A 25664-nucleotide genomic window follows, 5' to 3' on the forward strand; every position below is an offset into this window, starting at 1 on the left:
AAATGAAAATTATTCAAGTAGTTGGCTATAAAAACAGTGGAAAGACAACGGTAACGAGTCATTTAATTAGTAAAATAGCGTCCCTTGGTATTCGCGTTGCTTCTATAAAACACCACGGACATGGTGGTGACTTTGAAGGAATATCACATACTGATAGCGGAAATCATTTCAAATCAGGAGCAATTATAGCTGGAGTTGCCGGGGAAAATTTATTACAACTATGTAATAAGAAAGATTGGCAACTCGCTCAGCTCATTTCTCTTTATGAATTATTTGATACGGAAGTTTTAATTGTTGAAGGGTTTAAAAGGGAGAACTACCCGAAAATTGTTTTACTAAAGGAAGAAAGCGATCTTGATTTAATAAAACAATTGACAAATATAAGAGCCGTTATGACTCTGTTTGACATGAAAGGGAGATTACCAATTGCTGCCCCTCTCTTTACTCGTAATGAATTAGATGATTTATGCCAGTATGTTATCGGTCAAATTTTATAAAGAGTGACATACTTGATTCGTTGTAACTTTTAACATGAAAGAATTTTTTAAGAACAAAAGACACCTATCCACTAGGAGGCCACTGAAAAAGTCCAAAAGTTTCAGTAAAGTTATTTCTAAACCACAACATATCGTTGTTTTAACCGATCAATCCAACTTCATATGGTAAGTAAAATTATTTTAAGTTGTTTTTCTGTGGCCTCATCCACTAGGTATCTTTCTGTTAAACTATGTGTTCCAGCGAGCAATTTTCTGCCTATTTAATCAATATTACAAACTTCTATAGGACAGTTTTCACAACGGTTCTTCATTTTCAGATAGTGTAAATCTTTAATAAGTATTTTCCCTGAAGAATCCGTAGAAACGATATTCTTTTTGCGTAGTTCACTAAGCATGCGGTTTACGTATTCACGAGTCGCACCACAAAACTTGGCAAGCTCATGATTTGTAAACACCATATCGATTCGTATTCCATCATCTGTCTTAATGCCATAACTATTAGATAACCGAATTAATGTTGAATAAAAAGCGCCTTTTTTACCATTAAGAAGTAAATCCCGTAACTTCGATTGGAATTTACGCATATGATTACTTACCCATTTCATCATTTCTATTGATAAAGAGTGATTAACCATTAGTTCTTTTTGCAGCGTATCAATATTTATAACAAGCACTTCTCCTGCTTCTATAACTTTAGCATTTAGTAAATATTTCGGTTCATCACAGAAGAGCGTCAATTCACCTACAATATCATCTGTTTTACACATTCGGAGCATTAACTCTTCCCCTTCAGAAGAGAGCATGCTGATTTGGATTAAGCCTTTTTTCACAAGATAAACTTCCTTGGCATCCATACCTTGATGAAATAAATACGTATCTGAATGTGTCGCTCGATTCGTACCAATTTTATCTAGCAATCTTCGTAATTCATCGGATAGAAGTTCTTTTTTATAAAGGATATTTTGCAAAAGTTACCCCCCTAACTTTTTGCTCATAATAAATTAATTGTATCACAACTATAAAATTTTGTCGGGATGTTAACAATATTGTCATAGTAGAAATTATATAGGAATCGAGGAAATGATTATGGCAAAAATCCAAGGTGTAGTTTTAGCAGGCGGACAATCACGTCGTTTCGGTTCTCCAAAAGCTTTTGCAAAGAGAGACGGCATCCCTTTTTACCGTTATGCAATAGAAGCAATAAAACCATTTAGTTCTTCTATTGTAATAGTGACGAATACCGAATTACATAGGAATTTTAAAGAAGTTGAAAGTAATGCCATAACAATTATAAATGACACAACCGAATATCAAGGCCAAGGTCCTCTCGCCGGTATTTATACAGCCATGCATTTTCAAAAGGCTGATTGGTATATGGTTACCCCCATTGATGTTCCATTTATTGAGAGCGTGATTTTTCAACAGCTTGTTCCATATACGAATTCAAATGTCGATGCAATTATCCCTATTGTTGCTGAAAAAAAGCAGCCACTTCTAGCGCTTTATCGATACAGGCTAAAAGAAGATATACAGCAAATGCTTACGAATGGAAAGCGATCTGTCCATCGGTTACTTGAGAATAAGCGTGTGATGTATATTCCACTGCATTCGGAGCATTCTTTCATTAATATTAATCGAAAAAGTGACTACGTAAAGTATGTACATCATCCTATCCAAAATTTCTATCAAGAGGAATTTTTGTGAACGTAACGTTGATCAAAGAGATAATGAAAATGTATGTGACGGTAACTGCCGAAATGACAGACATTGTAGCTTAACAATTGTAGAAAATTTAATGAAAGAATTACCAATATAGTAGATATTTCACTTTACGATTATAGTGAATTTATTGGAAAAATCACATAGTAAATATTTGTACTTACGATTGGAGGAAATCAAATGGGTCACTGTCACCATAAAGGAATGATAAAACCAGTTACTTGTGCAGTTATTACGGTTAGTGATACTCGGAACAAGAATACGGATAAAAGCGGACAAGCAATTATTGAGCTTTTAAAAAGTGAAAACCACTCTATAGCCATATATGAAATTATTCAAGATGATTACGATTTAATCCAGACGAAACTCCATAACGCAATTCATCAAGATCATATAGAGGCGATAATTTTTAATGGAGGAACAGGAATTTCACAACGAGATGTAACAATCGAGGCTGTTCGACCATTTCTACAAAAGGAATTACCTGGCTTTGGGGAAATTTTTCGCTATTTAAGTTATAAACACGACATTGGTTCCGCTACTATTTTATCACGCGCGATAGCTGGTGTTGCCAATAATCGTGTCGTTTTCTCTATTCCTGGTTCAACCGGAGCTGTAAAATTAGCAATGGAGAAATTAATTTTGCCTGAAATCAAACATCTCGTTAAAGAAATTCATAAAGACTTACCAGAACGAGGAAAAGATATTGAATAAAAAAATTTATATAGTCGTTTTGGTAATGATATTTTTAACTGCTTGTAATCGGCCTGAGATAAAGGACAAAGAGGAAAAAGTCGATATTACTGTTTCTGCTGCAGCAAGTATGACCGATAGTTTACTAGAATTAAAGAAAAATTTCGAGAAAACGAACCCCAACATTCAAGTTAACTATAATTTTGGTGGCAGTGGAACATTAAGAAAACAAATTGAGCAAGGGGCACCCATTGACTTATTTTTATCAGCCTCAGAAAGCGATTATCAGTTGTTAAATGAAAAAGGTGTTATTACTGAAGGAAAAGCAATTTTACAAAATCAATTAGTTTTAATTAAGCCTGAAAACGGGGATATTGAATCTTTATCCGATTTAGAAGGACTAGACGGAAAAATAGCAATCGGTACACCCGACGCCGTCCCAGCTGGAACTTATGCAAAACAAGCCTTAGAAACTGGAGGATTATGGGGAAAATTACATGACCACATTGTATTCACTAAAGACGTGCGACAAGTATTAACCTTTGTAAAAGAAGGTAGTGTAGATGCCGGTTTTGTTTATAGGAGTGATATGATTCAAGAAGACAAAATCCAGCTAGTAGAAGAAATTGATTCCTCCTATCACACACCTATTCGATACTATCTAGGTATTATTGATCATCATCGTGATGAAGAAAAAAAAGAAGCAGTTGGGAGCTTTTTTAGCTATGTAACAAGCGTACAGAATATGGAACTCTTTATGAAATATGGTTTTAAGGACATACATGATTGAATGAACAGGGAAGTTAGTTCCTTGAAAAACTTGCTGATTCATTCTTTTGAACGTACATGATGGAGTTAACAGGAAAGTTAGTTCCTTGAAAAACTTGTTGATTCATTCTTTTGAGACGAATTCGGTTGACTACATAGAGCATTTTTCTCGGCAGAACCAGACATGGAATAGGTGATTTTTATGGGATTTTCTTGGTACCCGATCCAATTATCTTTTTTCGTTGCAACACTCGCAACAGTTAGCACGCTCATCACTAGTATATTAGCAGTAAGATGGTTAATTGGAAAAAATTTTAAAGGAAAGCAGATAATCGAGACAGTCATATTTTTACCACTTGTCCTCCCTCCAACGGTCATTGGGTTTTTATTAATTATTGTTTTTGGTAAGAACAGTCCGATTGGCACCATCATTGAATGGCTAACTGGGACAACGATTATCTTCACCGTACCGGCTGCGGTCATTGCATCATCTGTAATTGCCTTTCCTTTAATGTACCAATCAATTAAGACTGGATTTCTCTCTGTTGATCATGCAATTATTGACGCTGCTAAGGTCGACGGAGCTTCCAACTGGCAATTACTCTTATGGCAATATATTCCATTGTCCTTTCGAGCAATTCTTTCGGGTATTGTACTGAGCTTTACTCGAGCGTTCGGGGAATTTGGAGCTACTTTAATGTTCGCCGGAAATATTCCTGGCCATACACAGACAATTCCAACAGCTATTTTTTTCTCGATTGAGTCCGGAGATTTGTCGAGTGCTTGGTATTACGTCATTATTAGTATTTTATTTTCATTTGTTTTATTGGGATTTACGAATTTTACAAGAGCGGGGCGATAAGTGGAATGTTCGTTAGTGCCTCAATTATTTTTGTTGGTTTGGAGGGAATGAGTCCAACCAGTCATCTTTTTTACAGTTTAATCTGATTTTGCAGTTGTTTCGTCCTTTAGGCCAATTTTATTGGACACATCAACCTAATTTCTTGCTCATATTTAGAGGGGATCTGAATTTTGTACTTGCTTATCTCAGATCAAAAGTAAATATCTTTGATTCTAAAAGTGAAATTCGAATTCGCTTATATGAATAACACAATTGACAAGCCTCGTATGAATGGACTTGTCCGTTTTTTGTTGTGTGATTGGCTTAGGTTTACGATTTTTATAGAGGGTAAATGACCTTTTCAATTCGATTGGCCATAAGTTTGGCGTTCTACCGGATCTAGAGGACCTTTTCTTCCCTTTTCGCATCGATTCGGGCGTCTAGAACTCTTCTAGAGGACCTTTTCAAGCTTTTTCACCACAATTCGGGCATCTACAACTCTTCTAGATGACCTTTTCAACCTTTTTCACCGCAATTCGGGCGTCTACAACTCTTCTAGAGGACCTTTTCATGCCTTTTTACCACGTTTCGGGCGTCTAGAACCATTCTAGAGGACCTTTTCATGCTTTTTTACCACGTTTCGGGCGTCTACAACTCTTCTAGATGACCTTTTCAACCTTTTTCACCGCAATTCGGGCGTCTACAACTCTTCTAGAGGACCTTTTCAACCTTTTTTACCACGTTTCGGGCGTCTACAACTCTTCTAGAGGACCTTTTCAACCTTTTTCACCGCAATTCGGGCGTCTACAACCGCTCTAGAGGACCTTTTCAACCTTTTTCACCGCAATTCGGGCGTCTAGAACCATTCTAGATGACCTTTTCATGCTTTTTTACCACGTTTCGGGCGTCTACAACTCTTCTAGATGACCTTTTCAACCTTTTTCACCGCGTTTCGGGCGTCTAGAACCATTCTAGAGGACCTTTTTAAGCCTTTTTACCCTAAATCGGGCGTCTACAACCGCTCTTCGTAACCTCCCCCCCTTTTTTCATCAGAAATCGGGCATCTACACTAGTGCAACGTCCTTTTTTCGGCTGCGATATAATGTTACCCAAGCCTTCCTTGTGCTCTTATACGTATAGGAAAGTAGAAATTAAAAAATTTATACTTTCCTAATACCCCAAAAAAACCGCTCCTATTAGGAACGGATTCCCCAGATTACAAGTGAACCTCTCTTACAAAGTCTCCACTTTTCCCACCGCTTTTTTCCAATAAATATGTAGGACCAATTACCATCGCTTTATCAACCGCTTTACACATGTCGTAAATTGTGAGAGCGGTAACAGATGCAGCAGTGAGTGCCTCCATTTCTACCCCTGTACTTCCAACTGTTTTTACTTCTGCTTGAATAACTAATTTATATTGGCCTTCTTCTAATGTTTCCCATTCAAAAGAAAGGTCAACACCTGTAATAGGAATAGGATGGCACATCGGTATAATGGTAGAAGTTTGTTTTGCTCCCATAATCCCTGCTACTTGTGCAACCGCTAATACATCTCCCTTTTTGTTTTTCATTTCTGTAATATTTTCGTACACTTCATCACTCATTGTAATACTTGAGATTGCGACTGCTCTTCTAGATGTTTTTCCTTTATCTGATATATCGACCATTTTTGCTCGACCATGTTCATTAAAATGTGTAAACTCAGCCAAATTATTCACCTATCTCCCCTGTAATTTCACTATTTAATTTTATATGATAGGAATGGTGATTTCAAATTAGCAAATTAATTACAACACCACGCTACCGCTGCCTCCACTTTTAAATTATCTATTAAATGTATGGGGTTAGAAATCGCCCGCGATACTGTTTTCCCTATGCTTAGGTAAGAAGTGTTGAAGCATCTATACTTTCCTTTAGAAAAAAACAACCTATAGGTTATATCCCTATAGGCTCCACGTCCATTACATCGTTTTTACATTTTTTACTTCATAGCCGAGTTTTTCAATTTTTTGTTTTAATTGATCGGCACTCACTTTTGTTTCATCAAATTCTACTTTTGCTTTACTTGTGTTAAAAAGAACTTTTGCTTTTTCTACGCCTTCTGTTTTTCCTAAAGTACCTTCTATTTTTTTCATACATGTCGGACACGTTAATGTTTCTAATTGCATAACCGCTTTACTCATGTTTTCTTCCTCCTTTGTTTTTCTATCTTTAGTTTAAATGATTTTTCTAGTTATTTAATTGACGGGAATCAAGTTTCGTTCTTTACATCGTAAGTTTCTCTATTACATCGCTAGTTTTTCTTTTAAATGTTGATTTGTTGTTGCGACTAGACTGGCAATCTTTGTTTTAAAACCAATTAATCGCATCGCATTTAAAATAACAACCAACACACTACCTTCATGAATAAACATGCCACCTGCTAAATGGACTTGACCAGCTAAGACCCCGATTAATAAGATGACGACAACCGCTAATGCAATGAAAATATTTTGTCGCATGTTTCCAATTGTCGCTTTTGATAGTGCAAATGCATGAGCATATTGAGATAATCTATCTGCCATTAATACGACATCGGCAGTTTCCATCGATACATCCGTTCCACCTTCACCCATGGCTAGACCAATATCTGCAGTCGCAATTGCCGGTGCATCGTTAATTCCATCGCCAGCCATCGCAACAACCGCTCCCTCAGCTTTCAACTTTTTAACATATTCTACCTTTTCATTTGGTAAGAGTTCTGCATGAAATTCATCAATACCTAATTGATTTGCTACTGCTTCTGCGGTATGGCGATTGTCTCCTGTTAACATGACGATTCGTTTTACGCCACGTTCACGCATATCTTGTAACGCCACTTTCGCATCATCACGGATTTGGTCAGCAATTGAAATGATTGCTGCAAGTTCTCCATTCAGAGCGACAAAGATTGCTGTATTCCCTTCTTTTTCCCGATCTATCGCATACCGTTCCGCTTCGTTATTTATTTGAATACCCATAGCTCTCATTAACTTTCGATTCCCTGCAACAATGGAATCTTGATCTACTTTTGCTGTAATACCATTTCCTTTAATTGCTTCACTTTCATGAATTGTATAGTTAGTTAAATCAATCCCTTCATTTTCCGCCTCTTTTACAATTGTCCGGCCTAAATGATGCTCCGAAATTGTTTCAGCCTTTGCAATTACTCCTAGTAAACGTTCATTTGAAAGTGAAGAGAAGTTATGAAAATCAGTGACTTCTGGTCTTCCTTTTGTAAGTGTCCCAGTTTTATCAAATACAAGTGTGTCAACTTTTGCAAAACGTTCCATAATATCGCCGCCTTTAATAAGGACCCCATGTTTCGCTCCATTCCCAATACCAGCAACAGCTGAAACAGGTGCTCCGATGACAAGTGCTCCTGGACAAGCAATGACAAGAAACGTAATCGCTAAATGTAGATCACGGGTGAAAATGTAAACGAATAACGATAAAATTACAACAGCTGGTGTGTATATGTTTGCAAACCGGTCGAGGAAACGTTCAGCCTTTGATTTTGATTCCTGTGCCTCTTCAACAAGTTCAATAATTTTCGCAAAGGTTGTATCCTCACCGACCTTTTCCGCAATGATTTCAATATACCCGTTATCGAGGATCGACCCGCTAAAAACTTTATCATCGATGGCTTTATTTACCGGAACAGATTCTCCTGTAATGGCTGCCTCATTTACTGACGCTTGTCCTTTAACAATTACGCCATCGACTGGAATTTTCCCACCCGGAAGAACGACAAGACGATTTCCTTCCTCTACAAAATCAACATCAATATTCTCTCTCGTTCCATCTTTGTGAAGTAAAATTGCTTCTTGTGGTGCTAAATCGAAAAGTTCTTTTAAAGAAGACCGTGTTTTTTCTAATGTGCGCGCCTCTAAATAGGCACCGAATAGGAAAAGAAATGTAACAACAGCAGATTCGACATATTCTTGTATAAAGAAGGCGCCAATAACAGCAATCGTAACGAGTAACTCGATACTAAATGTTTTCATCATCATTGCTTGCCACGCTTTAATTCCAATCGGGACAATTGCAATTAGTGTGGCTGCAATAAGAAAACCACTTGTCCAAGCTTCAAAATGCATTCCCTTCATGATTAATCCAGCTACAATAAGTATTCCTGAAAGAAGTGTTATATGATTTTTATGTTGATTAATGATACGGACCATTTTTACCCCTCCATTTTTTATTTGTCTTACCTTGTGTCTTTATAATATAAAAAGTTGCGAAGAAAAGAATTGACTACTATCAAGTATGGAGAGATTCCTTTAGAACCTCTAAATTTTTATTTTAAAAATAATCTAAAATATGGGATAATTATTTCTACTATTACTAAACGTATAAGGGGTAGATACTTTGAAAAATAAACTAAAGGAAAAAATGATTCGTGGCGAGAAAACTTTAGGTACCTTTCACGCGATTGGAAGTGCCGCTGCTGTTGAATGTTTAGGTTTAGCCGAACTTGACTATGTCATCATCGATACCGAACACAGCCCTTTTCAAATAGAAAGTGTGCAATCTTATGTACGTTCAGCAAAATTAGTTGGCGTCACCCCACTTGTTCGGGTAAAAAACAGTGAGCGTCATTCCATTTTAAGTATGCTTGATATCGGTGCCATGGGGCTAATCATTCCGAACGTACAAACGGTTGAAGAAGTAAAAAAAATCATTCAACATGGGAAATATTATCCTACTGGAGAGCGAGGCATTGCGCCGACAAGTGGAAGCTCGTTCTGGTATACCGATTACGCGACTCAAGGGCTAGATCACTACTTTCAGATGAGCAATAATGAAACTTTATTAATTCCTCAATGTGAAACGCGTGGATGCTTGGAAAATATTGAAGAAATTGTCTCACTTGAAGGAGTAGATGGGATTTTTGTAGGCCCGTACGATTTATCTGCTGCCTTAGGAAAACCAGGACAATTTGATGATTGTGAGGTTAAACGTGCGATTGAAAAGGTACTTCATACATGTAAAAAATTCGGTAAGTTTTCCTTTATTTACACTGGAGCAGAAGCGGATATAAAGAAAAACTTTGAACTCGGATTTAATTCAGTAACTTACAATATGGATGCAATCATGTTAATAGAAGCATATAGAAGAATTGTAAACACCTATAAAGAACTTTCCCGATGATTGAAATGGAGGTAATCTCATGGATATTTTATTCCCAGTTTCGATAAAAGGAGTTATTATACAAAACAAGCACATTTTACTTCTACAAAATGAACGAATGGAATGGGAACTACCCGGCGGAAGGTTAGAGAAACACGAAACCCCAGAGGACTGTGTCATAAGAGAAGTTCAAGAGGAGCTAGGGCTAACATGTGTATTAGGAAAAATACTTAATACATGGGTCTATGAAGTTCTCCCAAATAAGTTCGTATTTATTGTCACTTATTTATGTCATTTAGACAAAAATACAAATATTCGTATTAGTGAAGAACATCTAGAGTATCAATGGTTTTCCTTAAAAGATGTAGATAGGATAAACATGCCCCCAGGTTACAAACAATCTATACAAATTGCTTATCAAAACAGTCCTTAAGGTTACACTTAAGGACTGATTAATATAACGACTTTCCAATTTACGTTTTAAAAAATTAATCCGCATATAGCAAAAGCTCGTCAAGATCATTAATTTTGATTTGTCTTCTTGGTAGCTGCTCAATTAATCCTCGTTTTTCAAGCTCCGTGAACTTTCTACTTATTGACTCTGGTGTCGTTCCTAAATAGGAGGCTAAATCTTTCTTTGCCATTGGTAATGTAATAATTGGGCTTTCCCCCGCATCCTTTTCGACACAATCTGCAAGAAACGAAATAATCCGCGATTCAACCTTTTCAATTGCCACTTGCATCGTTTGTTTTTCAGAATCTCTTAATCGCTCGGACATTTCTGAAATGATTTTCAATGCAATTTGCGGATGTTCAACCATATGTTTTTGGAGATCCGTTTGTTTGATTAAGCAAACCGATGTATTGACAACCGCTTCTGCATAATTTTCATGCACTTCTCCAGGATGAAAAAGCGCCCATTCCCCTGTGAAATCACCGGGATTCAAGAACCGAACTAATTGCTCCTTTCCGGTATCTGATAAACGATACACACGAATTTTTCCACGGTTGACAATATATAACGTATCGTCTTCATCACCTGCATGGAATAACATTTCACCCTTCTTCAAGTCCATTGTTTTTGCTGACTTGGCAATTTCATCCATTTGCCCGTCCTCTAAATGGTTGAAGATTGGTACTAAACGTATACAAGCTGCATGGTGATGACAGGAATGTTGGTGATCCATCATTTTTCCCCCTTTTTCATTTATCCACGATTGTAGCGTAAGACACAACAAAAATGGAATCGACTTATTTACGTTTATTATATAACAAATCTCACGTATTAAAATTGACCGGTATCAAGATTCGTGTGGGTATGACGAACTATGAACTTTATCCTATTGTAAGCATCCACCCTCTATGATAACTTGTAAGTAGTTAAATGAATATTTTAACAAATCTACTAGGGGCGCCAGTTGGCTGAGAAGTACCCTTTGAACCTGATCTAGTTCGTACTAGCGTAGGGAAGTGGGTTAGCTAAATTACATTGCGTTACAATTTGTAATTTACAAGACCGCTTTCCAATTCGGAAGGCGGTTTTTTTATTAACCTACAATGTCAAATTCAGGTCTGGTCCCCAATTTAAGGAGGAATTCAAATGAAAGAAAAATTTACTGACCGTTTGTACCGTAATGTCCAACCCATTTGGAGGAAAAACCATGAACATCCATTCGTTACTGGAATTGGGGATGGAACATTAGAGAGAGGGAAGTTTATCCATTACATGAAGCAAGACTACGTATATTTAATCGAGTATGCGAAATTATTCGCAATCGGTGCACAAAAGGCAAATGATTTAGTAACAATGGAGAGATTTGCTAACATCCTCCACGATACACTTCATTTTGAGATGGAGTTACATCGACAATACGCTGCTGAATTTGGAATAACTCGTGAAGAATTGGAAACGACAACGCCGACGCCAATGAACCTCGCTTATACAAGCTATATGCTAAAAGTGGCGGGAAACGGAACACTTGCTGAGCTCGTTGCCTGCTTATTGCCATGTGCTTGGGATTATTGGGAAATTGGGAAACTGCTTGAATTCAAGTACGGCGAGACTTTACGAGATAACCCATATCGGCAGTGGGTAGAAACATACTCTTCAGAAACGTTCGGGGAAGGCGCAAAATGGCTCATTCAATTGATGGATGAATTGGCAGATGGAAAAACAGATAGAGAATTAAATAGATTAGAAGAGCATTTCCAAGTTACTTCCAAATTCGAGTATTTATTTTGGGAAATGAACGACAAAAAAGAAGACTGGCCATTATAAATATCCCCCTTATAAAAATAAATGCGGAATGGAGGAGACGAATGAAAAAAACACAGAAGATAACTGTTACGGCGATTATTGCTGCTGTGACGACTATTTCAAGTAGTCTAATTTATATTCCAGTAGGCTTTGCGAAAATTTTCCCTGTACAACATTTCGCGAACTTAATCTCTGCCGTCCTATTAGGTCCTAGTTATGCAGTTAGTCAAGCTTTTATTTCATCGCTCTTACGAAATATGCTAAGCACAGGGAGTGTTTTTGCCTTTCCTGGAAGTATGATTGGTGCATTTCTCGCTGCCTTCGTTTACTTAAAAACAAACAGATTACTTTTTGCAGCTGCTGGAGAAGTAATAGGTACCGGCATATTTGGTGCAATGGCTTGTTATCCTATTGCTGTACTATTTCTCGGCCAGGACGCGACTTTATTCGGCTTTATTCCAGCATTTATCGTTAGCTCATTCGTAGGTGCCTTTTTTGGATATATCTTAATCAAAGTGTTACAAAAAAATAAAGTTTGGAGTGACATGGTTCATGAAAACAGCACTAACAATCGCGGGGTCTGATTCAGGTGGTGGTGCAGGAATACAAGCTGATCTTAAGACTTTTGCCGCAAATGGCGTATTCGGCATGTCTGTCATTACTGCTGTTACTGCACAAAATACAGTTGACGTTCGTTCTATACAAAACATCGATACGAACATAATTAAAGATCAAATAGAGGCCGTTTTCGATGATCTGCCTGTAGATGCGGTCAAAATTGGGATGTTATCAAATCCGCGAATTGTTCAAACAGTTGCAGAGACACTCGTAAAATATGAACCTCGTCATCTCATTTTAGATCCTGTCATGGTCTCAAAAGGAGGACATCACTTATTAGAGAATGATGCAATTTTATCCCTTACGAAAGATGTCATACCTTTAGCAACAGTTATTACACCAAACATTCCTGAAGCTGAAGTGTTAATTGAACGCCCCATCATCACAGAATCCGATATGAAGGAAGCATGTATGACAATGGTGGAGCTTGGTGCAAAAACTGTTCTACTTAAAGGTGGACATCTACCTGGTGATCCAAATGATTTATTTTTTGATGGGAACCGATTTTATTGGCTAAAAGGAAATAGAATTCACACAAAAAACACCCATGGAACCGGCTGTACATTATCAAGTGCAATAGCAGCAAACTTAGCAAAAGGATATCCTCTTTATGAATCGGTTCAACGAGCAAAGGCGTACATTGAGATCGCGATTAAACATAGTTTGAACATCGGGAAAGGTCATGGGCCAACGAATCACTTTTATGAAATCTACAAGCGTGCTGGGTCTGCAGAGTCTTTTATATAAAATTCATACGTAAAATAGATTCCAAGCCTGATTCATTTTTATCAGGACAAACAGAAATTGAATCAATGACATTTGCTTAGAAAGGGTGAATTACTATGAACAGCGAAAGTTTTAAACAACTACTAACAACTGTGCAAGAGAAAAAACCACTCATTCATCAAATAACAAATACTGTGACAATGAACGATTGCGCAAATGTAACATTAGCAATTGGTGCTTCACCGGTTATGGCATTTAGCAAACATGAGGTAGCGGATATGGTTAGTCTTGCAAATGCACTTGTCATTAACTTCGGGACAATTGATGAGTATACTTTTCATTCGATGCTAATTGCTGGGAATAGAGCTAATGAACTCAGGATTCCCGTTGTCGTTGACCCAGTCGGTGCCGGTGCGACTCCTTATCGGACAAAAGTCATTCAAGAATTTATTCATCAGATTGATGTTGCGATTATTCGAGGAAACATTTCAGAAATCGATGCTCTTCTTAATGGAGCTAGTACAACCCGTGGTGTAGACGCTGGTGAAGTGAGTGAAAGTAAGCATCGACTGGCAGAAAATGCTGCAAAAAAATGGGATACTGTCGTCGCAATAAGTGGAGAAACAGATTTTATTTCTGATGGAACAAATACGTACAAGTTAATGAATGGGGATCGTTTATTAACAATGATTACTGGTACAGGTTGTATGAGTGCGGCATTGATTGCTTCCTTTGCGGCTATAAGTAAAGATTTTTTATTAGCTGCTATTGCTGGCACTTCTGTCATGAGTATTGCTGGTGAAGTGGCAAAACAGACAATCGGTAACGGACAAAAAAGCTTAGGAACGTATAAAGAAAATGTAATGAATACAGTTTCCAATTTTTCAGATCAATCCTTATATGAAAACATAAAAATATGTAAAAGTAATGAGGTTGTTATATGAAACTAGATCTCCGTCTTTATCTCGTTACCGACGAATTGATTCCGTTTGAAACACTCCTTTTTAAAGTGGAAGAAGCAATTAAAGGTGGAGTTACGATTGTTCAATTAAGAGAGAAACAGGCAAATGGTAAAACATTTTACGAAAAGGCGATAAAACTTAAAAAGTTACTAGATCAATACAATATTCCACTTATTATCAATGACCGTGTTGATATCGCATTAGCTGTTGGAGCGGACGGTATCCATATTGGGCAAAAAGATATCCCGCTTCAAGCAGTAAGAAAAATCGCTTCGAATATGGTCATCGGTGTTTCAGTTAGTACTCCATTAGAAGCGATTCAAGCAGAGAAAGATGGCGCGGATTATATCGGTGTAGGTTCTGTTTTTCCAACCGAATCCAAAGAAGATGCAGAAATTTTACCATACGGAATGTTAGATTCAATACTAGCAAGTGTGCATATTCCAGCGGTCGCAATTGGAGGGATTAATCTACATAATGTAGAAACGTTAAAAAGGAAATCACTTGCTGGGCTCGCTGTCGTATCTGGAATTTTGCATGCCCCTGACCCACTTATTGCCGCTACTTTATATAGAGAAAAATGAGACTGGGACAAAACTCCAGTAAAATAAAAATTAAGGCGTTGGAGCTTACACTAAAAAGTGTAGACCCAACGCCTTTTTTGTCACAATTCTAGTAAACAAAAAGGGCACCTTTTGATAAAATTAAAGTGACGAAACAATAATTTTGGAGGTGCCCTTATGTTTAAACATTATAACATGAATCAAGTAGTTTTACCGCTAAATTTAGAAATTAAGTTGAAAGAAAACGATATTGCTTTTGCGATCAATGATCTTGTCGAGAGTATTCCCGAAGAAGCTTTCGAGGACTTCATACGACAAACCGGCCGTCCCGCGTATCATCCTCGTATGATGTTGAAAGTCATTTTGTGTGGATATACGCAATCCGTGTTTTCCGGCCGTAAAATAGAAGCTTTATTACAGGATAGTATCCGCATGATGTGGCTAGCTCAAGGACATGAACCTAGCTATCGCACCATCAATCGCTTCCGTTCTAATCCACTCATTGAAAACATCCTACGTGAATGCTTTGTCCAGTTCCGAAATCAGCTCGTGGAAAAGGAATTGATTGAAGAGGAAGCCATTTTTATTGATGGTACAAAAATTGAAGCAAACGCAAATAAGTTCACCTTTGTATGGCGGAAGTCCATTGAAAGATATAGTGATAAGCTAATTGAAAAGTCCAATCAACTGTATGATGAGCTGCTAGAGAAGGAGATCATCCCAGCAATAGAGCGAGAAAAGGAAGAGGAACTTTCCGTCAAAGAAATGGAAGAAGTAGTCGAAAAGTTAGACGAGAAAATCGAGGAATATAATAAAAAGATTGAAGTATCTGAAGTTGGGAGTGAACGGAAAAAGCTCCGTTCCGAACGCAAATTACCCATACAATCTCGGAAGCAATGGATGGATTTCATTACTCGCAAACAAAAGTATCAAAACGATATGGAGATTTTCGGTGATCGCAATAGTTACTCAAAGACGGACCCAGATGCGACGTTTATGCGCATGAAGGACGACTACATGAAGAACGGTCAATTGAAAGCTGGTTACAATGTCCAAATTGCGACGGAAGGTCAATATGTGCTCGCTTACGATGTTTTCCCAAACCCGACCGATACACGCACTTTAATTCCTTTTCTCGACACGATTGAAGAAAACTTTTTCGAGCTTCCGGAATTCATTGTCGCGGATGCAGGATATGGTAGCGAACAGAATTATGAAGATATCATCGAGAATCGAAATCGAACGCCACTTATTACATACAATCAATATCGAAAGGAGAAGAAAAAGAAGCATAAGGACAACGCTTTTCATGTAGATAATTGGGAATATAATGAGGACGAAGATACTTTTCTGTGCCCAAATGGTCGGAAAGTACGATTTAGCCATCATTCCAAACGAACAGACAGGTACGGATTCACCCGTGAATTTAAAGTGTACGAGTGTGAGGACTGTTCGGATTGTCCACTCCGCGATTTATGCACGAAAGCAAAAGAAGGGAACAACCGAAAAGTCTACATGAATGAAAAGTGGGAGTCCCAAAAAGAATATGTACGTACGAAGCTTTCAGACGAGAAAACTGGTGAAATTTACGGAAAACGTAAAATTGATGTAGAACCAGCGTTCGGTTTTCTGAAGGCTAATTTAGGTTTCACTCGTTTTTCCGTCAGAGGAAAACAGAAAGTGAAAAATGAATTAGCCTTTGCGTTGATGGCGGTGAATATGAGAAAAGTCACCGCCATCAGCGGTAAAATAGTGACGAGAAATGGAAAAACCCCACAAAAAAGGTTCCAAGCAAATTTTTTATTGCCTGGAACCTTTTTATATACTACTTTTGGCTAGTTATGTCCCAGCCTCNACCATCAATCGCTTCCGTTCTAATCCACTCATTGAAAACATCCTACGTGAATGCTTTGTCCAGTTCCGAAATCAGCTCGTGGAAAAGGAATTGATTGAAGAGGAAGCCATTTTTATTGATGGTACAAAAATTGAAGCAAACGCAAATAAGTTCACCTTTGTATGGCGGAAGTCCATTGAAAGATATAGTGATAAGCTAATTGAAAAGTCCAATCAACTGTATGATGAGCTGCTAGAGAAGGAGATCATCCCAGCAATAGAGCGAGAAAAGGAAGAGGAACTTTCCGTCAAAGAAATGGAAGAAGTAGTCGAAAAGTTAGACGAGAAAATCGAGGAATATAATAAAAAGATTGAAGTATCTGAAGTTGGGAGTGAACGGAAAAAGCTCCGTTCCGAACGCAAATTACCCATACAATCTCGGAAGCAATGGATGGATTACATTACTCGCAAACAAAAGTATCAAAACGATATGGAGATTTTCGGTGATCGCAATAGTTACTCAAAGACGGACCCAGATGCGACGTTTATGCGCATGAAGGACGACTACATGAAGAACGGTCAATTGAAAGCTGGTTACAATGTCCAAATTGCGACGGAAGGTCAATATGTGCTCGCTTACGATGTTTTCCCAAACCCGACCGATACACGCACTTTAATTCCTTTTCTCTACACGATTGAAGAAAACTTTTTCGAGCTTCCGGAATTCATTGTCGCGGATGCAGGATATGGTAGCGAACAGAATTATGAAGATATCATCGAGAATTGAAATCGAACGCCACTTATTACATACAATCAATATCGAAAGGAGAAGAAAAAGAAGCATAAGGACAACGCTTTTCATGTAGATAATTGGGAATATAATGAGGACGAAGATACTTTTCTGTGCCCAAATGGTCGGAAAGTACGATTTAGCCATCATTCCAAACGAACAGACAGGTACGGATTCACCCGTGAATTTAAAGTGTACGAGTGTGAGGACTGTTCGGATTGTCCACTCCGCGATTTATGCACGAAAGCAAAAGAAGGGAACAACCGAAAAGTCTACATGAATGAAAAGTGGGAGTCCCAAAAAGAATATGTACGTACGAAGCTTTCAGACGAGAAAACTGGTGAAATTTACGGAAAACGTAAAATTGATGTAGAACCAGCGTTCGGTTTTCTGAAGGCTAATTTAGGTTTCACTCGTTTTTCCGTCAGAGGAAAACAGAAAGTGAAAAATGAATTAGCCTTTGCGTTGATGGCGGTGAATATGAGAAAAGTCACCGCCATCAGCGGTAAAATAGTGACGAGAAATGGAAAAACCCCACAAAAAAGGTTCCAAGCAAATTTTTTATTGCCTGGAACCTTTTTATATACTACTTTTGGCTAGTTATGTCCCAGCCTCTTTTNAAACAATAATTTTGGAGGTGCCCTTATGTTTAAACATTATAACATGAATCAAGTAGTTTTACCGCTAAATTTAGAAATTAAGTTGAAAGAAAACGATATTGCTTTTGCGATCAATGATCTTGTCGAGAGTATTCCCGAAGAAGCTTTCGAGGACTTCATACGACAAACCGGCCGTCCCGCGTATCATCCTCGTATGATGTTGAAAGTCATTTTGTGTGGATATACGCAATCCGTGTTTTCCGGCCGTAAAATAGAAGCTTTATTACAGGATAGTATCCGCATGATGTGGCTGGCTCAAGGACATGAACCTAGCTATCGCACCATCAATCGCTTCCGTTCTAATCCACTCATTGAAAACATCCTACGTGAATGCTTTGTCCAGTTCCGAAATCAGCTCGTGGAAAAGGAATTGATTGAAGAGGAAGCCATTTTTATTGATGGTACAAAAATTGAAGCAAACGCAAATAAGTTCACCTTTGTATGGCGGAAGTCCATTGAAAGATATAGTGATAAGCTAATCGAAAAGTCCAATCAACTGTATGATGAGCTGCTAGAGAAGGAGATCATCCCAGCAATAGAGCGAGAAAAGGAAGAGGAACTTTCCGTCAAAGAAATGGAAGAAGTAGTCGAAAAGTTAGACGAGAAAATCGAGGAATATAATAAAAAGATTGAAGTATCTGAAGTTGGGAGTGAACGGAAAAAGCTCCGTTCCGAACGCAAATTACCCATACAATCTCGGAAGCAATGGATGGATTTCATTACTCGCAAACAAAAGTATCAAAACGATATGGAGATTTTCGGTGATCGCAATAGTTACTCAAAGACGGACCCAGATGCGACGTTTATGCGCATGAAGGACGACTACATGAAGAACGGTCAATTGAAAGCTGGTTACAATGTCCAAATTGCGACGGAAGGTCAATATGTGCTCGCTTACGATGTTTTCCCAAACCCGACCGATACACGCACTTTAATTCCTTTTCTCGACACGATTGAAGAAAACTTTTTCGAGCTTCCGGAATTCATTGTCGCGGATGCAGGATATGGTAGCGAACAGAATTATGAAGATATCATCGAGAATCGAAATCGAACGCCACTTATTACATACAATCAATATCGAAAGGAGAAGAAAAAGAAGCATAAGGACAACGCTTTTCATGTAGATAATTGGGAATATAATGAGGACGAAGATACTTTTCTGTGCCCAAATGGTCGGAAAGTACGATTTAGCCATCATTCCAAACGAACAGACAGGTACGGATTCACCCGTGAATTTAAAGTGTACGAGTGTGAGGACTGTTCGGATTGTCCACTCCGCGATTTATGCACGAAAGCAAAAGAAGGGAACAACCGAAAAGTCTACATAAATGAAAAGTGGGAGTCCCAAAAAGAATATGTACGTACGAAGCTTTCAGACGAGAAAACTGGTGAAATTTACGGAAAACGTAAAATTGATGTAGAACCAGCGTTCGGTTTTCTGAAGGCTAATTTAGGTTTCACTCGTTTTTCCGTCAGAGGAAAACAGAAAGTGAAAAATGAATTAGCCTTTGCGTTGATGGCGGTGAATATGAGAAAAGTCACCGCCATCAGCGGTAAAATAGTGACGAGAAATGGAAAAACCCCACAAAAAAGGTTCCAAGCAAATTTTTTATTGCCTGGAACCTTTTTATATACTACTTTTGGCTAGTTATGTCCCAGCCTCATTTTACATATTATAAATACTTATTTTATCTTCCTCTGCCTAATAACGCCTACAATTAATGGTAACATAGCAGCTATGACAATAACTGGTAAAAACCAAATGCCAGATCTTTCCCACCATTTTAAAGCAATTAGTACACTTTCAAATAATAAGGCTGAAAAGGTTAGTAGACAGACATTCTTTAATTGATTTAACATTTTTCGGCTAATTAAATAAAATTGTGCAGCATTTTCCTCATTCAAGCGACTCGGGTAATTATGAATTTCCGGGTAATTTTCTAGAATTTGCATAAAAATAAGTGTTAATCCACCAATAATTGGTAATATAAGCAGTTCCCACTTTGAACCCCAACGATCAATTTCCCCCGCTAAATTGTAATGTGCTGGAACTTTATCCGGTAGGCGCCCCCATATACCTATAAGAAAAACGATGGAAGCAATATATGTCGTGTAGCCGATACTATCAAATATCCATTCACTCTTTGTTTTTGGAAGTTTTATTTTTGGACGTTGTGAGTTCATCCGAATCTCCCCTTTATAAAGAAAAAGTATCATTCATTATAACTTAGAATACGACTTTCATCATAAAAAGTTTCAAATTCGTATATATTAATTAGAGCTGTTGTTCTTCACTAAGTAGGTCGCATATCTATGGGCATCTCCTTAAGCCAGCGCTTCCTCGAATAATCAAAACCTTGAAGTCACTACCAAAATCGACCACAATAAATTTTTAAAAGCAATAATCTTTGAGAAGCCGGCTCCTTAAGGCTAATTGTTGGACAAGCATTTTACGAACATTGTAAAATAGAGTCAATAGATGTCGAATTTTGATAACTATTATTGTGAGTATTTTCACACCATAAAAGATTCATTATCGTTTTTCAAAAAAGAGCTAACGAAAGAGAGGAATGTTTATGAATTACAGAAATATAACAGTTGCTGGAAGTGGAGTTTTAGGTAGCCAAATCGCATATCAAACAGCATTCAAAGGGTTTAATGTTTCAATTTATGATATAAATGATGCAGCACTAGAGCAAGCAAAAGAAAGAATACTGAAATTAAAACCTCGTTATCAAGAAGATTTAGGGGCCTCACAAGAAGAAGTAGATGCCGCTTATGATCGTTTATCATTCTATAGCGATTTAGGGAAGGCAGTCACAGATGCTGACCTCGTTATTGAAGCAATTCCTGAACGTGTCGATATTAAAGTAGATTTTTATACAAAATTAGCCAAAGTAGCTCCTGAAAAAACCGTATTCGTTACAAACTCTTCAACTTTATTACCAAGTCAATTTGCAGACGCAACGGGCCGGCCTGAGAAATTTTTAGCCCTTCACTTTGCAAATGAAATTTGGAAAAATAATACAGCTGAAGTGATGAGACATCCAGGTACAAATATGAAATACTTTGATGAAATTTTAGAGTTCGCTAAAGCAATTGGCATGGTTGGCTTACCAATTTATAAAGAACAACCAGGTTATATTTTAAATTCTTTATTAGTTCCACTATTAGATGCCGCTCAAATGTTATTATTAAAAGAAGTATCTGATCCAGAAACAATTGACAAAACATGGATGATTGGTACTGGGGCTCCATTAGGTCCATTTGCAATTCTTGATGTTGTAGGAATAACAACTGCTTACAATATTACTGTTGCTAAAGCAGAGGCAACTGGTTCAGAAGAATATAAAAAATTAGCTGAACTACTAAAAACAGAATATATTGATAAAGGAAAACTAGGTCGCGAAACAGGTGAAGGTTTCTATAAATATCCGAACCCAAGTTTCGCCCAACCAGGATTTTTAAAAGGGGAATAAAAGACTAGCATCGGCATCACAAGACATGGCAATCATGCCCCCCTTCATATAAAATTCAGTTTTTCTATTAGGAAAGGTCGGTTCATTAGAGCCGGCTTTTTTATTTTCGCAACTTAGAAGCCTCATGACCTCGCAGCTGATAAAAGTTTTTTCGCCGAACGCTAGTTTCTTTGGTTAACTAAAGGATCAAGCGTCCCTCAGTTTTTTATAGAAGCCCCAAAAAATCAGGTACAAACCTGGATTGGCGTATGTGATAAAGCCATGCACATTGGAATACAACCCAACATTTTTTAAAATTTATTTATCCCTTTTTAGCAAAACCATCTATAACAATAGTGAAAGGAGGAGGTGATACAAAATGGCAGAAGCAAATATCATCAAAACAAACTTCCGGATCCTTTACGAATTCGGCCTAGATCAAAAAGGAGAAACTGTATTTAAAACAAAGAGCTATAACAATGTGAAAACAAGCAGCACGGATGAACAAATTTATGAAGCGGCATTGGCAATTGCATCACTATCAAGCTTACCTTTCTTCAATGTTGAGCGAGATGATAAGAAAGAAATTTATGGTTAATTCGTAAGGAGGGAACGAAATGGATACAACATTGGAACTCGTCTTTTTAGCTACAGATGGTCGTACGGTTCGGATTTCCGTTAACGATCCAAAGGAAAATTTAGACGAAGAATTAATTAAAAATGTCATGAACCAAATCCTGTTAGCGGATGTCTTCCAAGCGTCAAGTGGTGCTTCCTTGGCATCCATCAAAGAAGCGAGAATAGTTAGCAGATCTACTGAAGTATTTAACTTTTAATTATAAAAATGAATGGAGGCTTTGAGGGGAACACTTTTACTGCCCTAGCCTCCCTGTATTGGAGGAGTTAAATATGACAGAATGGTACACATTGATTGGGGAAGTTGGTTTTCCGGTTATCGTCACTTTAATCTTGCTTTATCGAATCGAGACAAAGCTTGATCAAGTTATCCAGTCGATTAACAAACTACCCGATCAAATGACCAGAGTGTAGATTTTCCTTTAAAAAATAGTTGTTACTCTCTTACTATAAATGACAACATTAGAATCCCTTATTTGATAAGAACGGATACATTTTTTTCAAATCTACTCGGTCAATGCTACTGAGTAGATTTTTATTTTTATTTGTCAAAAACTCATGACGAGAAGTCACAAGGTTTCTCGACATATTTCTAAAAACTAGTTACTTTACCACATTGAGTTTTGTTACGAAGTTTGGGTGATTTTTCCGAAGTTCCTTGCTTTTTTCCGAAGATTGCGGTTTTATTTCCGAAGATGGTCTCGATAGTTCCGATGTTGCACTCGTTTTTCCGAAGTAGATATGATTTTCCGAAGTTTCCAGTAGACTCCCCTAGAAAGAATCTCAAACTCTACCTTTTCAATCCCTCTATTAAAATGACCTCATACTATTGCTTCAACGATCTATACATGTTATTATCATTATGACACTAGATACAGTGCTATCTTCAAACAAAAACACAATATATTGAAAACTAGCAAGTTACGGTGCCATTACAAGGCTTAATAGGGAATCCGGTGAAAGTCCGGAACTGTCCCCGCAACTGTAAATGCGAACGAAAAGAGATTAACCCACTGTACTTCTTTGTACGGGAAGGGATCTGAGTAGGAAGATGCATAAGTCAGGAGACCTGCCATAACTTGTTAAAGTTTCGATTCTTCGGGGGATAGGAAGATGAAACGATAGTAGAGATGAATATGTTATGTCTTCATTCTTTCTATCGTTTAATCCGCTACCCCTATAGCGGATTTTTTTATTATTTAAAAATGGAAGGTGATTACATGACTAAATTATTACTTGATAAAGAGGATATTAGGAAAGAGGACTTGGCAAATTACATTGATAGGATAACAAACCATTACTCGGGGATTAACCCACTACACTTCAAAGAAAAAATATTACGCGCATTCAATTCTAATAATAAGCTAACTTTCGATCAACTGACGAATCTATTAATTACAAGCTCCCTCGAACAAATGGATGAGGCCAACCCACAATGGTCCCATGTCGCCGCACATTTTTACTTGGATCAACTATATCGTCATGCAAGTCGGAATCGAGGATATTACGCTGAACAAAAATATGGAAGTTACTATCAACTACAAAAACTTTTAGTCTCTAAAGGTATTTATTCACCAAATATATTAGAAAAGTATACGGAGACAGAATTGAATGAGCTAGAAAAAATCATTGACCCTGAACTTGATTTACTTTTTGATTATGTTGGCTTACATACACTTACGAATCGGTATTTAGCGACGGATTATGAAAAAAACATATATGAACTACCACAAGAACGTTGGTTAACAATTGCTCTATTTTTAATGCAAGATGAGCCAAAACATAAACGCTCTACCCTTGTCCGTGAAGCGTACTGGGCCTTATCGAACCTTTATATGACCGTTGCAACACCCACACTTGCTAATGCAGGACTGAATCATGGCCAGTTATCAAGCTGTTTTATTGACACAGTAGAAGATTCATTAATTGATATATACCATTCAAACACAGATATTGCACGTCTCTCTAAAGGCGGTGGTGGAATCGGTGTTTACATCGGTAAAGTGAGAAGTCGAGGGAGTTCCATTAAAGGTTTCAAGGGGGCTTCATCCGGTGTCATTCCGTGGATTAAACAACTAAATAACACAGCAGTTAGTGTTGATCAACTCGGTAGGCGAAAAGGAGCTATCGCAGTTTACTTAGATGTTTGGCACGCTGATATTTTGTCATTTCTCGATTTAAAGCTAAACAATGGGGATGAAAGGCAACGTGCCCATGACATTTTCACTGGTGTATGTGTACCTGATGTCTTTATGGAACAAGTAGAAAAGCGTGGAGATTGGTACTTATTTGATCCACTTGAAGTAGAAGAAGTCATGGGATTCCGTTTGGAAGATTACTATGATGAGAAAAAAGGTACGGGTTCCTTCCGTGAAAAGTATTTCCAATGTGTAGAAAATAACGCTTTGTCAAAAACAAAAATTCCTGCGATTCAAATGATGATTCGTATAATGAAGTCTCAACTTGAAACCGGAACACCGTTTATGTTTTATCGGGATGAAGTAAATCGAAAAAATCCAAATAAACATACTGGGATGATTTACTCTAGTAATTTATGTACAGAAATTATGCAAAATATGTCCCCAACCGTTCAATTTGAAGAGACGGTAGACGGTGACACAATTATTTCGTATCGAAAAGCTGGAGATATGGTCGTTTGTAATCTTTCATCTATTAATTTAGGCAAGGCTATACCGGACAACGTTCTAGAGCGCCTCATTCCTATTCAAGTTCGAATGTTAGATAACGTGATTGACTTAAATACGATAGAAGTAAAACAAGCAACGATAACAAATAAAAAATATCGATCGATTGGACTTGGTACATTTGGCTGGCATCATTTGCTAGCTTTGAAAGGAATTCAGTGGGAATCTGAAGAGGCAATACAACTCGCCGATTACTTATATGAAAAAATTGCTCAATTAACGATTACAGCAAGTATGGAATTAGCAAAAGAAAAAGGAGCATACTCACAATTTGACGGAAGTGATTGGCAAACCGGGGAATACTTCCATCTTAGAGGCTATTTAACTGGAGAGAATGCAGAAGTTTGGAAAGCGATCATGCATGATGTACGAGCATATGGACTTAGAAATGGTTATCTTATGGCGATTGCTCCAAACTCCAGCACATCGGTTATTTCCGGATCTACAGCGAGTATTGACCCTATTTTCAAACCTTTTTATTACGAGGAAAAAAAGGACTATAAACTTCCTGTTGTAGCCCCTGATTTGGATCATCGAACTTACGATGTTTATAGACGGTCTGCCTATATTGTTGATCAACGATGGTCAATTCGGCAAAATGCTGCCAGAATGCGACATATTGATCAATCCATTTCATTTAACTTTTATGTGCCAAATACAATTAAAGCACAAGTACTACTAGATTTACATTTGCAAGCTTGGGAATCTGGGCTTAAATCAACCTACTACGTTCGTTCAACGGCAACCGATATAGAAGAATGTGAATGGTGTGCTTCTTAAATAGAT

25 protein-coding genes, 1 pseudogene and 2 riboswitches are annotated in these 25664 nt (G+C 37.6%); of the genes and pseudogenes, 20 read left to right on the forward strand and 6 right to left on the reverse strand.

Translation table 11 applies throughout. The features are described from left to right. Positions 1 to 2 precede the first annotated feature (2 nt). Complete coding sequence (gene mobB, locus BN2144_RS04270; protein WP_050632202.1) at positions 3 to 497, forward strand: molybdopterin-guanine dinucleotide biosynthesis protein B; 495 nt, start codon at positions 3 to 5, stop codon at positions 495 to 497. Positions 498 to 757: 260 nt separating this feature from the next. Here the strand turns inward: mobB and BN2144_RS04275 are convergent, their stop codons facing one another. After that, entirely contained in the window at positions 758 to 1465 is a 708-nt protein-coding gene (locus tag BN2144_RS04275; protein WP_033827075.1) for a Crp/Fnr family transcriptional regulator, read from the reverse strand. A 118-nt stretch (positions 1466 to 1583) separates the two neighbouring features. Here BN2144_RS04275 and mobA point away from each other — a divergent pair, with 118 nt between their 5' ends. The 4 genes from mobA to modB all read left to right on the forward strand — a co-directional run bounded on the left by mobA (position 1584) and on the right by modB (position 4539). Continuing rightward, positions 1584 to 2201: a molybdenum cofactor guanylyltransferase gene (gene mobA / locus BN2144_RS04280; RefSeq protein WP_042337597.1), complete on the forward strand. Its 618-nt coding sequence runs from the start codon at positions 1584 to 1586 to the stop codon at positions 2199 to 2201. 195 nt (positions 2202 to 2396) lie between these two features. Beyond that, positions 2397 to 2930, forward strand: a complete 534-nt coding sequence (locus BN2144_RS04285) for a MogA/MoaB family molybdenum cofactor biosynthesis protein (protein WP_033827076.1) — start codon at positions 2397 to 2399, stop codon at positions 2928 to 2930. Continuing rightward, positions 2923 to 3699 (forward strand): molybdate ABC transporter substrate-binding protein, encoded by a 777-nt coding sequence (gene modA / locus BN2144_RS04290; protein WP_050632204.1) that lies wholly within the window; start codon positions 2923 to 2925, stop codon positions 3697 to 3699. Before BN2144_RS04285 ends, modA begins: the two co-directional genes overlap by 8 nt. 180 nt (positions 3700 to 3879) lie before the next feature. Further along, entirely contained in the window at positions 3880 to 4539 is a 660-nt protein-coding gene (modB, locus tag BN2144_RS04295) for a molybdate ABC transporter permease subunit (protein WP_033827078.1), read from the forward strand. A 1195-nt stretch (positions 4540 to 5734) separates the two neighbouring features. Here modB and moaC read toward each other — a convergent pair. From moaC to BN2144_RS04310, 3 genes are all read right to left on the reverse strand, one after another. Beyond that, entirely contained in the window at positions 5735 to 6229 is a 495-nt protein-coding gene (moaC, locus tag BN2144_RS04300) for a cyclic pyranopterin monophosphate synthase MoaC (RefSeq protein ID WP_033827142.1), read from the reverse strand. A gap of 252 nt (positions 6230 to 6481) precedes the next feature. Then, on the reverse strand, positions 6482 to 6703 hold the full coding sequence (locus BN2144_RS04305) for a heavy-metal-associated domain-containing protein (protein WP_033827079.1): 222 nt from the start codon (positions 6701 to 6703) through the stop codon (positions 6482 to 6484). 102 nt (positions 6704 to 6805) lie between these two features. Further along, positions 6806 to 8722: a heavy metal translocating P-type ATPase gene (locus tag BN2144_RS04310; RefSeq protein ID WP_042337582.1), complete on the reverse strand. Its 1917-nt coding sequence runs from the start codon at positions 8720 to 8722 to the stop codon at positions 6806 to 6808. Between the two features lie 187 nt (positions 8723 to 8909). Here BN2144_RS04310 and BN2144_RS04315 point away from each other — a divergent pair, with 187 nt between their 5' ends. Both BN2144_RS04315 and BN2144_RS04320 read left to right on the forward strand, forming a co-directional pair. After that, a complete protein-coding gene (locus BN2144_RS04315; protein WP_033827080.1) occupies positions 8910 to 9692 on the forward strand; it encodes an HpcH/HpaI aldolase family protein in 783 nt (260 codons plus the stop codon). A gap of 19 nt (positions 9693 to 9711) precedes the next feature. Then, positions 9712 to 10104, forward strand: a complete 393-nt coding sequence (locus BN2144_RS04320) for an NUDIX hydrolase (protein ID WP_033827081.1) — start codon at positions 9712 to 9714, stop codon at positions 10102 to 10104. A 55-nt stretch (positions 10105 to 10159) separates the two neighbouring features. Here BN2144_RS04320 and BN2144_RS04325 read toward each other — a convergent pair whose 3' ends face one another. After that, positions 10160 to 10858 carry a Crp/Fnr family transcriptional regulator gene (locus BN2144_RS04325; protein WP_222860078.1) on the reverse strand — a complete coding sequence of 233 codons (699 nt, stop codon included), beginning with the start codon at positions 10856 to 10858 and terminating at the stop codon, positions 10160 to 10162. Positions 10859 to 11068: 210 nt separating this feature from the next. Next, positions 11069 to 11157, forward strand: a riboswitch (TPP riboswitch). 114 nt (positions 11158 to 11271) lie between these two features. Here BN2144_RS04325 and tenA point away from each other — a divergent pair. From tenA to BN2144_RS04365, 8 genes and pseudogenes are all read left to right on the forward strand, one after another. Continuing rightward, positions 11272 to 11949, forward strand: coding sequence for a thiaminase II (gene tenA, locus BN2144_RS04330; RefSeq protein ID WP_033827083.1), 678 nt, complete (start codon positions 11272 to 11274; stop codon positions 11947 to 11949). Positions 11950 to 11990: 41 nt separating this feature from the next. Continuing rightward, on the forward strand, positions 11991 to 12512 hold the full coding sequence (thiW, locus tag BN2144_RS04335) for an energy coupling factor transporter S component ThiW (RefSeq protein WP_033827084.1): 522 nt from the start codon (positions 11991 to 11993) through the stop codon (positions 12510 to 12512). After that, the gene (thiD, locus tag BN2144_RS04340) at positions 12481 to 13293 is read left to right on the forward strand and encodes a bifunctional hydroxymethylpyrimidine kinase/phosphomethylpyrimidine kinase (protein WP_033827085.1); all 813 of its coding nucleotides are present in this window, start codon (positions 12481 to 12483) and stop codon (positions 13291 to 13293) included. The genes thiW and thiD overlap by 32 nt, the downstream gene beginning before the upstream one ends. Before the next feature lie 95 nt (positions 13294 to 13388). Further along, positions 13389 to 14216: a hydroxyethylthiazole kinase gene (thiM, locus tag BN2144_RS04345; protein ID WP_050632205.1), complete on the forward strand. Its 828-nt coding sequence runs from the start codon at positions 13389 to 13391 to the stop codon at positions 14214 to 14216. Continuing rightward, positions 14213 to 14818 carry a thiamine phosphate synthase gene (gene thiE / locus BN2144_RS04350; protein WP_033827087.1) on the forward strand — a complete coding sequence of 202 codons (606 nt, stop codon included), beginning with the start codon at positions 14213 to 14215 and terminating at the stop codon, positions 14816 to 14818. The genes thiM and thiE overlap by 4 nt, the downstream gene beginning before the upstream one ends. A gap of 156 nt (positions 14819 to 14974) precedes the next feature. Continuing rightward, positions 14975 to 16636, forward strand: coding sequence for an IS1182 family transposase (locus BN2144_RS04355; protein ID WP_230199675.1), 1662 nt, complete (start codon positions 14975 to 14977; stop codon positions 16634 to 16636). Then, a pseudogene (locus tag BN2144_RS04360) lies at positions 16626 to 18049 on the forward strand (IS1182 family transposase); the annotation flags it as partial. The gene BN2144_RS04355 and the pseudogene BN2144_RS04360, both read left to right, overlap by 11 nt. 16 nt (positions 18050 to 18065) lie before the next feature. Further along, positions 18066 to 19727: an IS1182 family transposase gene (locus BN2144_RS04365; RefSeq protein ID WP_230199706.1), complete on the forward strand. Its 1662-nt coding sequence runs from the start codon at positions 18066 to 18068 to the stop codon at positions 19725 to 19727. 35 nt (positions 19728 to 19762) lie between these two features. On the opposite strand, the gene BN2144_RS04370 is transcribed toward BN2144_RS04365, so the two are convergent. After that, positions 19763 to 20263, reverse strand: coding sequence for an SdpI family protein (locus tag BN2144_RS04370; protein WP_033827088.1), 501 nt, complete (start codon positions 20261 to 20263; stop codon positions 19763 to 19765). A gap of 392 nt (positions 20264 to 20655) precedes the next feature. On the opposite strand from BN2144_RS04370, the gene BN2144_RS04375 reads away from it, so the two are divergent. The 5 genes from BN2144_RS04375 to BN2144_RS04395 all read left to right on the forward strand — a co-directional run bounded on the left by BN2144_RS04375 (position 20656) and on the right by BN2144_RS04395 (position 25658). Continuing rightward, positions 20656 to 21558, forward strand: a complete 903-nt coding sequence (locus BN2144_RS04375; protein ID WP_033827089.1) for a 3-hydroxyacyl-CoA dehydrogenase — start codon at positions 20656 to 20658, stop codon at positions 21556 to 21558. A 358-nt stretch (positions 21559 to 21916) separates the two neighbouring features. After that, entirely contained in the window at positions 21917 to 22135 is a 219-nt protein-coding gene (locus tag BN2144_RS04380; RefSeq protein WP_033827090.1) for a DUF1659 domain-containing protein, read from the forward strand. Positions 22136 to 22154: 19 nt separating this feature from the next. Next, entirely contained in the window at positions 22155 to 22373 is a 219-nt protein-coding gene (locus BN2144_RS04385; RefSeq protein WP_033827091.1) for a DUF2922 domain-containing protein, read from the forward strand. Positions 22374 to 22446: 73 nt separating this feature from the next. Continuing rightward, complete coding sequence (locus tag BN2144_RS04390; protein WP_033827092.1) at positions 22447 to 22587, forward strand: YvrJ family protein; 141 nt, start codon at positions 22447 to 22449, stop codon at positions 22585 to 22587. A 493-nt stretch (positions 22588 to 23080) separates the two neighbouring features. Next, positions 23081 to 23264, forward strand: a riboswitch (cobalamin riboswitch). Positions 23265 to 23393: 129 nt separating this feature from the next. Beyond that, positions 23394 to 25658: a ribonucleoside-diphosphate reductase subunit alpha gene (locus BN2144_RS04395; RefSeq protein ID WP_042337585.1), complete on the forward strand. Its 2265-nt coding sequence runs from the start codon at positions 23394 to 23396 to the stop codon at positions 25656 to 25658. Positions 25659 to 25664 lie beyond the last annotated feature (6 nt).

The organism is Bacillus andreraoultii (assembly GCF_001244735.1).
GTDB lineage: Bacteria > Bacillota > Bacilli > Bacillales > Caldibacillaceae > Caldifermentibacillus > Caldifermentibacillus andreraoultii.